Genomic DNA, 15,523 nt, shown 5'->3' on the forward strand with positions numbered 1-15,523 from the left:
CTCGCGGTCAGCTCTGGGCCGTCGGTCGCACCACGATCTCGTTCACGTCCACGTCCGCGGGCTGTTCGATCGCGTACGCGACGGCCCGCGCCACCGCCGAGGGTGCGATGCCGACCTCCTCCCGCAGGCGTGTGATGTCGGCGCGGACCCGTTCGTTGTTCGACGCCTCGGCGAAGTCGGTGGAGATCACGCCCGGCGAGACGGTGGTGACCCGCAGGGTCGGCCCCGCCTCCTGCCGCAGGCCCTCGCAGACGGCCCGTACGGCGACCTTCGTGCCGGCGTAGACGGCCATCGTCGGCACGACGCGGTGGGCGGCCGTGGACGCGGTCGTGACGAAGTGACCGCCGCCCTGGGCGCGGAACACCGGGAGGGCCGCGCCGATGCCGTTGAGGACGCCCTTGATGTTGACGTCGACCATGTGGTGCCACTCCTCGATCCGCAGATCGTCGAGCGGCGAGATCGTGCCCACCCCGGCGTTGCCGACGAGGACGTCCAACCGCCCGAAGCGCTCGCCCGCCAGCGCGACCAGCGCGCGCAGATCGCCGATGAGCGTCACGTCCGTACGGAGGTGGACCGCCTCACCGCCCGCCTCCTCGATCCGCGCGGTCAACCGCTCCAGCCGCTCGGTGCGGCGCGCGCCCAGCACCAGGCGGGCGCCCCGCTCGGCCAACAGCAAGGCGGTCGCCTCGCCTATCCCACTGCTCGCCCCCGTGATGGCCACGACCTTGCCCCTGATGCCCGACACCGTGTTCCTCCCGTACCGCTGACCCGCCGTCGCCCTTCGACCGGCGGCAAGGCCAGTGTGCGAGGGGTTTAGCCTGGTATCCAGAGCCGACTTATCCTGGAACCAGAGGTGGTAGCCGCATGTCCGACCCCCGGCGGGAACAACGGCGCGAGCTGGGGGCCTTCCTGCGCAGCCGCCGCGAGCGCATCACCCCCCGCGAGGCCGGCCTGCCGCCGACGGGCCGGCGCAGGACCCCGGGCCTGCGGCGCGAGGAACTGGCGTTGCTCGCCGGGATGAGCGCCACCTGGTACACGTACCTGGAGCAGGGCCGGGACGTCCGCGCCTCGGAACAGGTCCTGGAGGCCCTCGCCGGCGCGCTGCGCCTGGGCCCTCCCGAACGCGACCACCTCTTCCGACTCGCCGGCCGCGCGCCGGCCGACGGGGAGACGCCGCCCGCGCCCCTCGACCCGGACGTGGCCGCCGTCCCGCTGCTGCTCCAGCCGCATCCCGCGTACGTCATCGACGGCACCTACGAGGTGCTGAGCCACAACCCGGCCACCGAAGGGGCGTTCCCGGGACTCGTCCCCGCGGACGGGCGGCGGCCGAACCTCGCGCGCTGGACGTTCCTGGAGCCGCGGGCGCGCGAGGTCCTCGTCGACTGGGAACCGGAGGCGCGCGGACTCCTCGCGCGGGTGCGCACCCTGACCGGGGCCCGCCCCGAGGACCCCCGGCTCGCGCGGCTGGTCGACGAGCTGCGCGAGGGCAGCCCCGAAGTCCGCGCGTGGTGGCCGCACTTCGAGGTCGAGGCGCGCGGCGGCGGCCGCAAGCGGCTCCGGTCGCCGGACGGGGCCGTGGTCACCTATGCCTACACCGCCTTCCACGTGGCGGGGAGCCCCGAGCAGACCCTCGTCGTCTACGCCCCGGCCCCGGCCCCCTGAGCGGGCGCGCGCCGGCCCCGCACGGGGGCCGATGCGGCGGCCGACGCCAGGGTCGTACGGGCCGACGTCAAGGCCGGACGGGCCGGCGCCAAGGCCGTACGGGCCGGCGCCAAGGGTCGTACGGGTCGAGGCCAAGGCCGGACGGCCGACCGCCCGTTCGGGCCGCACGCCCGCTCCGCTAGGGTCGCCCGGATGGAAACCCGTACCCCACCCGTCCTCCTCCTGTCCGCGCCCCGCACCTCGACCGCCGAACTCCTCGCCCGGGCGGCGGTCTGGCGGGGCCACGACGTGGCCGACCGCGCGGCAGGCCTCGAAGGACGCCGGGTCCACTGGTACGGAGGTCCCCGCGCGGCCGCGCGCCTCGCCGGTCCCCTCGGCCTCGGGCTCCTCGAACCCGCCGACGACTGGCTGACGCACCTGCCGCACCGGCTCCTGCGGCGCCCCGTGCGGCTCACCACCCTCGCCGAGGCCCGGACCTCCCGGGAGCGGGCCTTCGTGAAGCCGCCCTCGGCCAAGATCGACCCGCTGCCCGCGCAGGTCTACGAGGACGGCGGCGACCTGCCCGCCGGGCTCGACGGATCCACGCCGGTCCTGGTGAGCGGGGTGGTCGAGTTCACCGCCGAGTACCGGCTGTTCGTCCTCGACGGCGAGGTCGTCACCGCGAGCCGCTACGCCGTCCACGGACGCCTGGACCCGGCCCCGCCGGATGCCGAGAGCCTCGCCTTCGGCCGCACCGTGCTGGACGCCGAGGCCGCCCGCCTGCCCAGCGCGGTGTGCCTGGACGTCGGCCGGCTCGCCGACGGCGGGTGGGCCGTCGTGGAGGCCAACATGGCCTGGTTCGCCCACTGCTACGCCGCCGAACCGGACCGCGTCCTCGACGTGGTGCTCCGCGCCGCCGGCCCGATCGGCGCGGTCGCCGAGCGGGACCGGACCCACCTCGCCCCGCAGCGACCCCGACCGCGATGACCTGGGGCCCGCCCGGAACCACGGCGGTGACGGGCGGTCCGGAAGCGGGTGTTCCGAGGGGTGGGATCACGCCACGGATTCCGCACCCGATCGGCTCGGCAGCCCCTAGAGTGTGCGCGTGACCGAGCAGAACCCCGAACTCATCGCCGGCCGATACCAGCTGGTCGAACGCATCGGCCAGGGCGGTATGGGCCGCGTGTGGCGCGGCCTCGACCAGCACCTCTTCGGGCGCGAGGTCGCGATCAAGGAGATCCTCTTCCCGCCGGGACTGGACGACGCCGACCGCGCCGCGCTGCTGCGGCGGTTCACCGGCGAGGCCCGCGCCGCGGTCACGCTCAGCCACCCCGGGATCATCGCCATCCACGACGTCGTCGAGCACGACGGCGCCCCCGTCATCGTCATGGAACTGGTCCGGGGCCGCTCCCTGGCCGCCGCCATCCGCGATGACGGCCCCCTGCCCGTGCGCCGGGTCGCCGAGATCGGCGCCGCCGTGCTCGACGCGTTGGCCGAGGCGCACCGGGCACGGATCGTCCACCGCGACATCAAGCCGGACAACGTGCTCCTCACCAAGGACCGCGTCGTCCTGACCGACTTCGGCATCGCCCACCTCGCGGACGCCACGACCCGGCTGAGCCACAGCGGGACCGTCATCGGCACGCCCCACTACATGCCGCCGGAGCAACTGGAGGGCAAGCGGCCCACCCCCGCCAACGACCTCTGGGCACTCGGCGCGACGCTCTACCACGCCGTGGAAGGACGCCCGCCCTTCGACGCGGAAGGGCTCCACGCCCTGGCCGTGGCCGTCTTCACCCGCCCGCACCGGCCGGCGGTCCACGCCGGCCCGCTCGCACCGGTGCTGGACGCGCTGCTCACCAAGGACCCGGACCGGCGCGTCGACGCCGACCGGGCGGCCGAGATGCTGGCATCGGTCCTGCGGTCCACCGCCCCCACCGCCACCACCCCCGCCCCCGCCCACGGTCCGTCCGCCGGACCGGAGTCCGACCCCGCGCCCGCCTCCCCCCGCACCCCGGACCCGCGCGTGAGCCACCCCGGGGCGACTCCGGACGCCGCGCCGCCCACCCCGGACCCCACACCCACACCCCCGCGGCGGCAGCCGGAGCCCCGGCCCCGATCGACGCCGGCGCCGACGGCTGCGCCGACCCGGACGCCGACCGTCCTCGACCCCGCCGGAGCCACCCCGGTGGTGTCGAACGGGACGGCGGACGGCGAGAGCCTCCCCGCCCGGCGGCGGCCCCCGGCCCGACGCTCCGTGGTCCTGGCCGCGGTGCTCGCCACCCTCGCGACGGGCTCCCTCCTGACCTGGACCCTCACCCGTGACGAGGACGCGCCCCACGGCCGGGCGGCCGGCAGCGGCTCGGCGGCCTCCGCCGTCACCGTGGTGATCGGGGTGGACGCACCGCTCAGCGGCGGCCTGTCCGCCCTGGGCGCCGGCATGAGGAACTCCGCCGAGCTCGCGGCCCGCACCGCCAACGAGGCCGGGCACGTCCCTGGCGTGAAGTTCGAGATCAAGGCCCTGGACGACGCCGCGGACCCCGCGAAGGGCGCCTCCAACGCCGCCCGCTTCGTGTCCGACGAGAAGGTGCTCGGGGTCGTCGGCCCCCTGAACTCCGGGGTCGCCAAGACCTTCCTCGCGCCGCTCGCGCGGGCGGACATGGCCGTCGTCTCGCCCGGCAACACCGACCCCGTGCTCACCCTGGGACCCGACTGGGCCGCGGGCACCACCTCGCGCCCCTACCCCACCTACTTCCGCACCGTCGCGACCGACGTCGACCAGGGCCCCTTCGCCGCCCGCTACCTGCACGGCCAGGCGAAGAGGACCAAGCTGTACGTGGTGGACGACGCGAGCGCCCATGGCACCGCCCTCACCTCCGGCCTCACGGCCGAGTTCACGAAGCTCGGCGGGACCGTCGTCGGCACCGAGCAGGTCGACCCCGCCGAGCGCGCCTTCGCGGGCCTCGCGGAGCGGGTGCGCTCCTCGCAGGCCGACGCCGTCTACTTCGGCGGCTACCACGACACCGCCGCGCCGCTCTCCCGGCAGCTGGAGCAGGCGGGCGTGACGGCCCCCTTGATGGGCGGCGACGGCATCTTCGACCAGCAGTACCTCACGGCGAACCCGAGCGCCGAAGGGGACCTCGCGACCAACATCGGCGTGCCCGCCGAGGATTCGGCGGCCGGGCGGGACTTCCTGGCCCGCTACGGCGGGGCGGGCTTCCCGGAAGCGGCCGGCTGGTACGGGCCGTACGCCTACGACGCGACCTGGAGCCTCATCGAAGCGGTCAAGGCGGTCGTGGCGGCGAACGGCGGCACCCTTCCCGACGACGCCCGCGGGCGACTGCCCGCCGCCGTGGCCCGCCTGGGCTTCGACGGGGTCACGGGACGCGTCGCCTTCGACGGCAGCGGGGACACGCTCGATCGCCGGCTGACGGTGTACACGGTCAAGGGCGGGAGCTGGGCCGCCGTGCCGAACGCGCGCCCCGCCCGCTGACGACCGGGCCGCCACCCGGCCGCTCGCCAGGCCCCGACAGCCGCCCGCCAGGCCCCGACCGGTGACCGTATCGACGTCAGACGGACGTCTCCGGCCCCCGGGAACGGGCGGACCGCACGCCCGGCGCCGTCAGGTGTTCCAGGGTCCCGGTGACCTCCAGGAGCCGGTTCAACTGCACGGTCCGGCCGTCGAGGTGAAGCCCCGTACCGACCGCGTCGGTGCGGCGCCGGACCATCAGCAGCGCGGCCAGACCGCTGGAGTCGACACCGGTCAGCCCGGTGAAGTCCAGCCGCAGGTGCCGCAGCGGTCGGTGCTCGGCGAGCACCCGGTCCACCACGTCGAGGAGCCGGTCCGTGAAGAGGTGGTCGAGGTCGCCGCGCAGCTCGACGCGCACGGTGCCCTGCGAGGCGGAGCACGTGAGGCTGAGCGGGGAGGAGTGGGGAAGGCTCGTCATTCTGGGATCCCGGCGGCGGTGTGGGGGGTACGGGTCAGGCGGGCGCTGCCGGCCCGCAGGGCGGAGCGGGCGCGGGGGAAGTCGTGGAGTTCGCGTCCGAGCAGGTCCAGGGCCGGCAGGAGGGATCCGGCCGGGACGCCCCGGGAGCGCAGGACTTCGGCGGTCCACAGCAGGAACCCGCAGAACAGTTCCTCGTCACCGGTGTACAGCGCGGTGGCCAGGAACTCGACGATGTGCGCGAGGTCCTCGGCGGTCCGCTCGCGCTGCGCCTCCGTGTACGCGCGCATCGCCGGGAAGGCCTCCTCCAGCCGCCCGAACACGGCGCGCACCAGCCGGGGCCGGTTGCGGGCGACCAGCGTGTACTCCTGGTCCTTCAGGTGGGGCAGGTCGTCGATGGCCTGGTGGCCGGGTCGGGGACGGGGCAGCGGTCCGGCGGCGAGCGCGTCCGCGGCGGACCGGGCGTCCGGGGCCCACGCGTCGGCGCCCAACAGCCGGGCGTAGCGGCCGTCGGCACCGAAGGCGGCGCCGCCGACGATCACGGGGGTGCCGACGGCCTGGCAGGCGGTGATGGTCGCGTGCGCGGCCGGCAGCCGGGTCGCGAGGGACCCGGACAGCGCCACCGCGTCCGGGCCGGTGCGGTGCAGGTGCGCGACGAGGTGCGGGGCGGGGACCTGTGCGCCGAGGTAGTCGACGTGCCAGCCCCGCAGCCGCAGTACCTCGGCCAGTAGCCGGGCCGGCAGGGCGTGCCATTCGCCGTCCACGCAGGCCACCGTGACTCGGCCGCGCCCCGCCGCCGGGCGGGCCGCGGCGCGCAGCGCGAGGGCGGCGACGGCCCGGTCGTTGATGGCCGTCGCGGCGTGCTCCTGGGCGACGGTGAGCCGGTTCGCCGCCCACTCGCCGCCGACGCGGCCCTGGACGGCGGCGATGACGTCGAGCAGGAGGTCCTCCGCCCGCGCGCCCTCGTCCAACGCGCGCAGCAGCGTGGCGACCGTGGCGGCCTCGTCGAGGGCCGTCACCGACTCCCACACGCGCGCGAGGAGCCGTTCCGTGCCGGGAGCGGGACGGGGCGCGTGCGAGGACACCGCGCCGTCGTGCGCCGGGGCGCGTGCGGTGTCGCGTGCGGTGTCGTGCCCGGCGCCGGGGGTCGTGCCGTGGGCCGTGTCGTGGTCCGTACCGTCCACCGTGCCCCGCGCCGTGTCGTGAGCGCTCACGCGGTGAACCGCCCGCGGGTGTGGCCGTCGACGGCACTGAGGTGGTTGGTGCGGGGCGCGGCGATCACCACGAGCGCCATGTCGTCGTGCCGACCCGTGCCCACCCACCGCGAGGTCAGCATCTGCACGTGCTCCACCACCGCCTCCGCGGGCATCGCCGCGCACTGCGACAGGGCGCGGCGAAGCCGTTCCTCCCCGAACATCGCGCCACCCATCGGTCCGCCCCGCGCCTCGCTGATGCCGTCGGTGTAGAGCACGCAGGTGTCGCCGGGGGACAGGGTCACCGAGGCCGTCTCCGTGGAGATCTCGGGCAGCGCGCCGACGAGCGTGCCCTTCGTGGGGGCCTCCTCCACCCGGCCGTCGGAGCGCAGGATCAGCGGGGCGGGGTGCCCGGCGCTCGTCAGGCGCAGGCGCACCGCGTTGCCGTCGCGCGTCGCGGAGGCCAGCACCATGGTGGCGAAGCGGGTGCTGTCGGAGTTCAGCAGCGAGGTGTTCAGCAGGCTCAGCATCCGGTGGTGGTCGTCGGCCATGGGCAGCAGGGCGTGCAGGGTGTTGCGGATCTTGCCCGTCATCACCGCCGCCTCCAGCCCCTTGCCGCAGACGTCCCCGAGGACGACCAGGGAGGCGTCGCCCTCGCGAGCGGCGGGATGGACGTCGTAGAAGTCCCCGCCGACCCGCTCGTGGTCCTTCGACGGCCGGTAGCCGCCCGCGTACTCGACGCCGGAGACGTGGTGCAGCGACGGGGGCAGCAGCTCCCGCATCAGCGTGTCGGTGATCGACGCCTGCTCCGAGTAGAGCCTGGCGGCCGACATGGCCGCCCCCGCGCGGGCGGCGAACAGCCGGGCGAAGACCTCCTCGCCCTCCGTGAAGGCGCTCGCCCCGTCGCGGCGCAACAGGACCAGGGCGCCCGCAGGGACCCCGTGCCCGGGCAGCGGCGTGATCACGATCGATCCGACGGCGCCGAACCCCTCGGGCACCAGCCAGTCCGGCGCCGCGGACGGGTCCAGCCACCGGGAGGGGACGGGCGGGAACCCCTGGAGCGCCTCGGCCAGACCCGGTACCTCCTCGGGGGCGACGGCAGCGCGGGACACCGTCGGGCCGCCGCCGCGCAGGCAGGAGACGACGGGCAGTTCGGCCCCGTGCGCCGGGGCGATCACCAGGGCCGCGTCGGCGAGGTGATCGGCCGCCATCTGCGCGGTCACGTCCATGCACCGGTCGAGGTTGAGCGAGGACAGCAGCAGGTTGGAGGAGCGGACGAGGAAGGCGGTGCGTTCGCGCTCCGCCCGCAGGGCCTCGCGCGCCAGGCGGTGGTGGGTGTCGTCGACCAGCCACCACACGACCGTGCCGTCGTCACGCCGGGTCGGATGCGCCTCGTACGAGCGCTCGCCGACGGCCCCCCGGACCTCCTGCGCCCCGGCGAGCGACCCCCGCGCGGGCGGGACGGCGGCGTAGCGCGCGTGCGCCGACGCCAGCCACCCGGGCACCGCGTCCGCGAGGGGCGAACCGGGGAGGGCGCGCGGGAACACCAGCCGGGCCGGGTCGTTGACCTGGACGACGACCGCCCGGAGGTCCACCACCAGAGCGGGGTAGGGGGCCTGACTCCACGGCAGGCCCGCGACGGAAGAGCCGGGCGTCGTCTCGGTGGAAGGAACCAATCGTCGAAGGCCCGCTGCGCGAACCCCTCACCTCTTCATCGCGTTTCGTCACGTCGGAAAGTGACCGGAGAAACCATTGTCCTGCGGCAACCATCCTCCATCCGCCCTCCCCCTGGCAACCGCGCGCGGGTGGGACGAGGTGTCGAGCCGTCCCTCCCGCGGGTGACGAACGGTCGTGCGGCACCCGCGGGAGGGGGTCGCGCCGGCCGCGCACGATGTAGGAGGATGTCCCGGTGAGCGGAGAGGGAGCGGTCGTCGCCACGACGACGGACCGGGACGTGGCGGTCATCAGCCTGCGCGGAGAGGTCGACGAGGACCACGCGCCCCGGCTGGCGGGCGCCCTCGCGCAGGCCGCGTCCAGGGGCCCCGGGCGCACCGTGGTCGACCTCTCCCGGACCCGCTTCGCCGACTCCTCCGTGCTGCACGCGCTGCTCGACGCCCAGCGCGCCCACACGGCCGCGGGGGCCACGCTCGTCCTCGCCGGTCCCTTCCACACGGCCGTCCGGCGACTGTTCGAGGTCACCGGCTCCGCGTCCGTGTTCCGCATGGCGGACAGCCTGGAGACCGCGATGACATGCTGAGCACCGACCCCCGTCCCCGAACGGGCCGGCGCGGTACGACGCGCCGACCATGGGCAGGCGATGACGCATGAACCCACCCCGCCCGCCCTTCGACTCCCCGCACGACCCGCGGTCGCGGCGGGGGGACACCCCCCGGCCCACCGGCCCGCCCGACTCCGCGGCCGCCGCCCGCCAGAGGGTGTGCGAACTGCTGCTGCGGGCCGGCGTCGGCCTCGACAGCGTCATGGCCGCGGACGCCCTGCTCGTCACCTCGGAACTGGTCACCAACGCCATCCGCCACGGCGGCGGCATCACCCACTTCCGCGCCGACGTCGCCGGCGACGTCCTGCGCCTGGCGGTCGGTGACGCGAACCCCCGCCTGCCCGTTCCCCGGACCGGCACCGCCGAGAATCCGGGCGGATTCGGCTGGCCGCTCATCCGACGCCTGAGCGACCACGTCGCCTGCGACGCGCGCCCCGACGGCAAGACCATCACCACGGCCCTCCGCCTCGCCTGACCCGGAGCGGGCCGCGGCGCCGGTCGCGGAGCGTGAACCGGGCCGGGCGCGTCCCGGTGCCACACTGGAGGGGTGAGCGACCACGGGCGGCAGACGCGACGGCTCCTGGAGCGGGCCATCACGGACCTGCTGGACCGCCGCGCCCCCGGCGCCACGATCTGCCCGTCCGACGCCGCGCGGGCGGTGTACACGGGCGACGACGAGGGCTGGCGGACCCTGATGGAACCGGCCCGCATCGCGGCGCGCCGCTTGGTGGAGGCCGGCGAGGTGGAGATCACCCAGGGCGGCCGGCCCGTCGACCCGTCGAAGGCGCGCGGCCCCGTGCGCATCCGCCGCGCTCGCCCGACGTCACCCGGGCGGCCCAACCCCTGACGGGGGTCGACCGTCGCAGGCCTGTTGGTCCCGGGACCCGCGCACGCGCCGTGATACGGAGGGCACAGGCGTTTGTGCCCGTGATCGCGAGAGGTGCGGCCCGTGTCCGACGAGCAACGCAAGCGGGGACAGAGACGGCGGCTGCCCGTGAAGGCGGCCCTGCCCGGCCGTCACCCGCACGAGGACGAGGAGGCCGTCACCGACCGGATCGTCTTCGGCGTGACGGCCGCCCTGACCCTGGGCTTCGTCATCTGGGGCGTCACGGCCACCGACAGCCTGGAGCGGGTCTCCGACACCCTGCTGAACGGCCTGATGCACAACGCCGGCTGGGCGTTCGTCCTGGTCGCCTCCGGGTTCGTCGTGTTCGCGCTCTGGCTCGCCATCAGCCGGTACGGGCGGATCGAGCTGGGCCAGGAGCACGAGAAGCCGGAGTTCAGCACCGTCTCCTGGGTCGCGATGATGTTCAGCGCCGGCATGGGCATCGGCCTGATGTTCTACGGCGTCAGCGAACCCCTCGCGCACTACGCCGACCCGCCGCCGGGCACCGACCCCGCCGACTCGGCCGACGCCATGCAGACGGCGCTGGCCACCACCCTCTTCCACTGGACGCTGCACCCGTGGGCCATCTACGCCGTGGTCGGCCTGGCCATCGCGTACAGCACCTTCCGCCGCCGCAGGCGGCAGACGATCAGCGCCGTCTTCGTCCCGCTCCTCGGGGAGAGGCGCGCCGAGGGCGCCCCCGGCCGCGTCATCGACATCCTGGCGATCTTCGCCACGCTGTTCGGCTCCGCCACCTCCCTGGGACTGGGCGCGCTCCAGATCGGCAGCGGCATGCACGAGGTGGGCTGGCTGGAGAAGGCCGGCACCGGCCTGCTCGTCGCCGTCATCGGGGTGTTGACCGTCTGCTTCGTCTTCTCCGCCGTGTCCGGTGTCGAGAAGGGCATCCAGTGGCTCTCCAACATCAACATGGTGCTGGCCGTCGTCCTCGCCGTCTTCGTGTTCGTCGTCGGCCCCACCATCCTGATCCTCGACCTCATCCCCACCTCCCTCGCCGCCTACTTCGACGAGCTGCCCCAACTGGTCGGCCGCACCGAGGCGTCCACGGGCGGCGGTGACGTCGCCGACTGGCTGAGCAGTTGGACGGTCTTCTACTGGGCCTGGTGGATCTCCTGGACGCCGTTCGTCGGCATGTTCATCGCCCGCATCAGCCGGGGCCGTACGATCCGCCAGTTCGTCGGCGGGGTCATCCTGGTGCCCAGCACCGTGAGCCTGGTCTGGTTCGCGGTCTTCGGCGGCACGGCCATGCGCCTGAAGGAACAGGGAGAACTCGGCGCCGCGACCACGCCCGAGGCGCAACTCTTCGGCGTACTGCAGGAGTTCCCCATCGCCGGTGTGATGAGCCTGCTCGTGATGATCCTCGTCGGCGTCTTCTTCGTCTCCGGCGCCGACGCGGCCTCGATCGTGATGGGCACGCTCTCCCAGAAGGGCACGTTCGAACCGGGCCGGTGGGTCGTCGTCTTCTGGGGAGTGGTCACCGGTGGCGTGGCGGCCGTGATGCTGCTCGTCGGCCAGGGCAAGGGCGACGCCCTGGAGGGCCTGCAACACCTGACGATCCTCGTCGCGGCGCCGTTCGTCCTCGTCATGATCGGCATGTGCTGGTCCCTCCTGAGGGACCTGCGCCGGGACCCGCTGATCGTCCGCGTCGAACTCGCCGAGGAGGCGGTGGAGGAGGCCGTGATCGCGGGCCACGAGAAGTACGCGGGAGGCTTCGAACTGCGCATCGGCCCGGCGGGGGACACGCCCCCCGCGGAGCCGAGGAACGAGGAGCGCGACCGCGAGGACCCGCGGAACCCGCCGCCCGCACCCTGAACAGACCTGCGGACCTGACGACCTACGGGCGGCGGGCCAGCATATGGGCGTCGAGGAAGCCCCGCTCGGAGGACGGGTCGTGCACCAGCCGGGCGAAGGGGACGAGCCCGGCGCCCGCCAGGAGGCCGGCGAGACGGTCCACCGGCCAGCTGTACGCGGGCGTGACCTTGTGGTCGAACCGGACCGGCTCCGGGCCGTCGGTCCCGAAGAAGGAGACCAGGAGCAGCCCGCCCGGCGCCAGGACGCGGACCTGCTCCGCCAGCAGCTGCGGCAGTTCCCCCGGCGGGGTGTGGATCATCGAGTAGTGGGCCAGTACGCCGCCCAGCGCGCCGTCCTCGACCGGCAGGCACTCCATCCGCGCCTGCCCGAAGCGCAGCGCCGGATGGGCCCGTCGGGCGTGGTCGACCATGCCCGGGGACAGGTCGAACCCGAAGGCGTCCACGCCCTGTTCGCACAGCATGGCCGTCAGATGTCCGGGTCCGCAGCCGACGTCGGCCACCCGTCGGTTGCCCATGGCGCGCACCAGCTCGGCGAAGGTGCCGATCATGGCGCGCGCGAACGGCTGCCCCTCCAGCCGGTCCGCGAACAGCGACGCGTACAGCTCGACGACCCCGTCGTAGGCCGCCCCGGTCCGCTCCTGGTGATCCGTCACGGGGAGCACTCTATGCCTGGGGGTCCGCGCTCCGGCGCCTGGGGGTCCGCGCTCCGGCCCGCCGTCGACCGGGTCCTCCGCGGGCGGCGGCGCGCCGTCAGAAGGCGACGGCGTCGCGGATGATCGGGCAGGTCATGCAGTGGCCGCCGCCGCGTCCCCGTCCGAGTTCGGCTCCGACGATGGTGATGACCTCGACGCCCGCCTTGCGGAGCAGGGTGTTGGTCGTCGTGTTGCGGTCGTACGTGAACACCACCCCGGGTTCCAGGGCGACGGCGTTGTTGCCGCTGTCCCACTGCTGCCGCTCGGAGGCGTAGACGTCACCGCCGGTCTCGATCACCCGCAGCCCGGTGAGGCCGAGGCCCTTGGCGACGACCTCGACGAAGGGACGACTTCCCTCGTCCGTGATGTGGACGCCGGTCGGCGCGTCACCGGGGCGCAGCGAGAAGGTGTGCACCGCGTCCATGATCGTGGGATAGAGGGTGACGATGTCCCGGTCGGCGAAGGTGAACACGGTGTCGAGGTGCATGGCGGCCCGGAGCTTGGGCATGCCGGCGACGATGACGTGTTCGGCCGCGCCGCCCCGGAACAGGGAGGCGGCGACCTGGGTGATGGCCTGGCGGGAGGTGCGCTCGCTCATGCCCATCAGGACGACGCCGTTTCCGACGGGCATGATGTCGCCGCCCTCGAAGGTGGCCTGGCCCCAGGACTGCTCGGGATCCCCCCACCAGACGGTGGAGTCCTTGAAGTCGGGGTGGAAGGTGTAGACGGCCTTCATCAGGAGGGTCTCGTCGTGCCGGGCCGGCCAGTACAGCGGGTTGAGGGTGACGCCTCCGTACAGCCAGCAGGTCGTGTCCCGGGTGTAGAGGGTGTTGGGCAGCGGAGGCATCAGGTACTCCCGTGCGCCCGTGCCCTCGCGGGCGAGTGCGACGTACGGGGGTCGGTAGTCGTCGGGCAGGTCGGCGGTGGACAGTCCGCCGATCAGGAAGTCGGCCAGCTCGCGGGAGGTGAGCGTTTCCAGGAAGGCCCGGGTGGTGTCGAGCAGCCCCAGGCCCACCTCGTTGGCGGTGATCTTGCGATCGAGGAGCCAGGTGCGGGCCTCGGGGATCTCCATCGTCCGCGCCAGCAGGTCGTGGAGCTCGACGACCTCGACGCCGCGCTGCGTGAGCTTGTTGACGAAGTCCGCGTGGTCGCGCTGGGCGTTCTCCACCCACATCACGTCGTCGAAGAGGAGGTCGTCGGCGTTGGTCGGGGTGAGCCGCCGGTGCGCGAGTCCGGGCGCGCAGACCAGGACCTTGCGGAGCCTGCCGACCTCGGAGTGGACGCCGAAGGCGGGCGGGGCGGGGCTGTCGGTGTTCAACTCGTCGCATCTTTCGGTCGTCGGGTACGGCGGAGACGGGGCGGGTCCGGTCAGAGCTCGATCCAGCCGAGGGCGAGGGCGAGTACGCCCAGGGCCGCTCCGGCCACCGAGACGGCGCAGATGACGGCCTCGCGGGCGGAGAACACCCGGCGGTTCTGCTCGCGCCGGGCCTTGGCGAACAGGAAGGTGGCCGGGGCGTAGAGGAGGAAGGACACCAGGACGAACTTGAGGCCGGCGGCGAACAGCAGGAAGGCCGTGTAGAGGGTGGCCAGTACGGCGACCGCCAGTTCCGGTCGGGTGCCGCGTCCGACGGTCCCGGCGCCGCCCCGTCCCGCGGCGATCTTCACGGCGAAGCCGGCGGCGAGCAGGAAGGGGATCAGGCTCAGCGCGCTGGTCAGGTCGAGCGCGAAGGTGAAGGCGTCGTCGGAGAACATCGTCACGACCAGGACGATCTGGCTCAGCGAGGTGCTCATCAGCAGCGCGTTGGCCGGTACGTCCGCCGCGGTGGCCCGCCCCAGGAAGCGGGGCATGTCGTTGTCCTTCGCGGCGACGAACAGCACCTCCGCGGCCATGAGCGTCCAGGCGAGGTAGGCGCCCAGGACCGAGACGATCAGGCCCACGCTGACGAAGACCTGCCCCCATGTGCCGACGGCGTGCTGGAGGACCCCGGCCATGGAGGGTTGGCGGAGTTCGGCGATCTCGGCCATCGGCATGATGCCGTAGGAGACGATGGTGACGGAGGCGAAGACGGCGAAGACGCTGAGGAATCCCAGGATCGTGGCCCGCCCGACGTCCTCGCGGCGCCGGGCGTGGCGGGAGTAGACGCTGGCCCCCTCCACGCCGAGGAACACGAAGACGGTCGCCAGCATCGTGCCCCGCACCTGGTTGAACAGTGAGCCCGCGTAGTCGGCGCCGCCCCAGTTGGCCGCGAACACCTCCGCGTCGAGGTAGAAGAGCGCGATCAGGACGAAGACCAGGATGGGCACGATCTTCGCGACGGTCACGATCCTGTTGATCGCCGCGGCTTCCTTGACCCCCCGGCGGATGAGGAGGAAGAAGCACCACAGGCCGACCGAGGACAGCACGACGGCGAGCAGGGTGTCGCCGTCGCCCAGCGCGGGCCATACCGCGCCGATCGTCGACATGATGAGCACCCAGTAGGTGACGTTGCCGACGCAGGCGCTCGCCCAGTAGCCGAACGCCGAGAAGAACCCGAGGTACTCGCCGAAGCCAGCCTTGGCGTAGGCGTATACGCCGGCGTCGAGGTCGGGCCTGCGGACGGCGAGGGTCTGGAAGACGAAGGCGAGCATCAGCATGCCCGTGCCGGCGATCGCCCAGGCGATCAGGGCGCCCGCGACACCGGTCTCCTGGGCGAAGCGGCGCGGCAGTGAGAAGACGCCGGCGCCGACCATGGAGCCGACCACCATCGCGGTCAGCGTCACCAGCGTCAGCTTCACGGCCGGCGGGCCCCCGGCCGGCGGGGCCTTGGCTTCAACGTCGCTCATGGCTTCCTTCGTCTACGCCCCGTGGGTCAGGTCACGAGTCAGACGCAATGTATCCATAACCGCCATTATTCGGGCATATTGCCGGCCGGGGGTGTGGGCGCGTCCCGCCGAGGGTGTCCACCTCGCCCCGGGCCGTCGCCCGTTCGGCCTACGCCCGGGGTCCTGGCGCGGCGGCGCGGGCCGTCGCGTGGCACGGTGGCAGGGCGACGAGAGGTTCACGAGCGCGGGTCGGCCGGT

14 protein-coding genes are annotated in these 15,523 nt (G+C 73.9%); 7 read left to right on the forward strand and 7 right to left on the reverse strand.

What is annotated here, in order from left to right:
• Window positions 1-7 precede the first annotated feature (7 nt).
• The gene (locus AB0D01_RS30035; RefSeq protein ID WP_363060710.1) at window positions 8-745 is read right to left on the reverse strand and encodes an SDR family oxidoreductase; all 738 of its coding nucleotides are present in this window, start codon (window positions 743-745) and stop codon (window positions 8-10) included.
• A gap of 119 nt (window positions 746-864) precedes the next feature.
• Here AB0D01_RS30035 and AB0D01_RS30040 point away from each other — a divergent pair, with 119 nt between their 5' ends.
• The 3 genes from AB0D01_RS30040 to AB0D01_RS30050 all read left to right on the forward strand — a co-directional run bounded on the left by AB0D01_RS30040 (window position 865) and on the right by AB0D01_RS30050 (window position 5,134).
• Window positions 865-1,662: a helix-turn-helix transcriptional regulator gene (locus AB0D01_RS30040; protein WP_363060712.1), complete on the forward strand. Its 798-nt coding sequence runs from the start codon at window positions 865-867 to the stop codon at window positions 1,660-1,662.
• 192 nt (window positions 1,663-1,854) lie between these two features.
• On the forward strand, window positions 1,855-2,628 hold the full coding sequence (locus AB0D01_RS30045; RefSeq protein ID WP_363060714.1) for an ATP-grasp domain-containing protein: 774 nt from the start codon (window positions 1,855-1,857) through the stop codon (window positions 2,626-2,628).
• A gap of 118 nt (window positions 2,629-2,746) precedes the next feature.
• Window positions 2,747-5,134: a bifunctional serine/threonine-protein kinase/ABC transporter substrate-binding protein gene (locus AB0D01_RS30050; RefSeq protein WP_363060716.1), complete on the forward strand. Its 2,388-nt coding sequence runs from the start codon at window positions 2,747-2,749 to the stop codon at window positions 5,132-5,134.
• Between the two features lie 76 nt (window positions 5,135-5,210).
• Here AB0D01_RS30050 and AB0D01_RS30055 read toward each other — a convergent pair whose 3' ends face one another.
• The 3 genes from AB0D01_RS30055 to AB0D01_RS30065 all read right to left on the reverse strand — a co-directional run bounded on the left by AB0D01_RS30055 (window position 5,211) and on the right by AB0D01_RS30065 (window position 8,373).
• Entirely contained in the window at window positions 5,211-5,588 is a 378-nt protein-coding gene (locus AB0D01_RS30055) for an STAS domain-containing protein (RefSeq protein ID WP_363060718.1), read from the reverse strand.
• The gene (locus tag AB0D01_RS30060) at window positions 5,585-6,670 is read right to left on the reverse strand and encodes a cobalamin-dependent protein (protein WP_363060781.1); all 1,086 of its coding nucleotides are present in this window, start codon (window positions 6,668-6,670) and stop codon (window positions 5,585-5,587) included. The genes AB0D01_RS30055 and AB0D01_RS30060 overlap by 4 nt, the downstream gene beginning before the upstream one ends.
• Window positions 6,671-6,795: 125 nt before the next feature.
• The gene (locus AB0D01_RS30065; protein WP_363060783.1) at window positions 6,796-8,373 is read right to left on the reverse strand and encodes a PP2C family protein-serine/threonine phosphatase; all 1,578 of its coding nucleotides are present in this window, start codon (window positions 8,371-8,373) and stop codon (window positions 6,796-6,798) included.
• 314 nt (window positions 8,374-8,687) lie between these two features.
• Between AB0D01_RS30065 and AB0D01_RS30070 the strand changes: the two genes are divergently transcribed.
• From AB0D01_RS30070 to AB0D01_RS30085, 4 genes are all read left to right on the forward strand, one after another.
• The gene (locus AB0D01_RS30070) at window positions 8,688-9,035 is read left to right on the forward strand and encodes an STAS domain-containing protein (RefSeq protein WP_363060720.1); all 348 of its coding nucleotides are present in this window, start codon (window positions 8,688-8,690) and stop codon (window positions 9,033-9,035) included.
• 67 nt (window positions 9,036-9,102) lie between these two features.
• Complete coding sequence (locus tag AB0D01_RS30075; RefSeq protein ID WP_363060722.1) at window positions 9,103-9,531, forward strand: ATP-binding protein; 429 nt, start codon at window positions 9,103-9,105, stop codon at window positions 9,529-9,531.
• 72 nt (window positions 9,532-9,603) lie between these two features.
• Entirely contained in the window at window positions 9,604-9,903 is a 300-nt protein-coding gene (locus tag AB0D01_RS30080; RefSeq protein WP_363060724.1) for a DUF3253 domain-containing protein, read from the forward strand.
• Window positions 9,904-10,044: 141 nt separating this feature from the next.
• Window positions 10,045-11,772 carry a BCCT family transporter gene (locus AB0D01_RS30085; protein ID WP_363060785.1) on the forward strand — a complete coding sequence of 576 codons (1,728 nt, stop codon included), beginning with the start codon at window positions 10,045-10,047 and terminating at the stop codon, window positions 11,770-11,772.
• A 22-nt stretch (window positions 11,773-11,794) separates the two neighbouring features.
• On the opposite strand, the gene AB0D01_RS30090 is transcribed toward AB0D01_RS30085, so the two are convergent.
• The 3 genes from AB0D01_RS30090 to AB0D01_RS30100 form a co-directional block, all read right to left on the reverse strand.
• On the reverse strand, window positions 11,795-12,424 hold the full coding sequence (locus tag AB0D01_RS30090) for a class I SAM-dependent methyltransferase (RefSeq protein ID WP_363060726.1): 630 nt from the start codon (window positions 12,422-12,424) through the stop codon (window positions 11,795-11,797).
• Window positions 12,425-12,521: 97 nt separating this feature from the next.
• Window positions 12,522-13,781 carry an arginine deiminase gene (locus tag AB0D01_RS30095; protein ID WP_363060728.1) on the reverse strand — a complete coding sequence of 420 codons (1,260 nt, stop codon included), beginning with the start codon at window positions 13,779-13,781 and terminating at the stop codon, window positions 12,522-12,524.
• Window positions 13,782-13,831: 50 nt separating this feature from the next.
• Window positions 13,832-15,286: a basic amino acid/polyamine antiporter gene (locus tag AB0D01_RS30100; RefSeq protein ID WP_363060730.1), complete on the reverse strand. Its 1,455-nt coding sequence runs from the start codon at window positions 15,284-15,286 to the stop codon at window positions 13,832-13,834.
• Window positions 15,287-15,523 lie beyond the last annotated feature (237 nt).

The sequence above is a fragment of the Streptomyces sp. NPDC048606 genome (assembly GCF_040650855.1).
GTDB lineage: Bacteria > Actinomycetota > Actinomycetes > Streptomycetales > Streptomycetaceae > Streptomyces.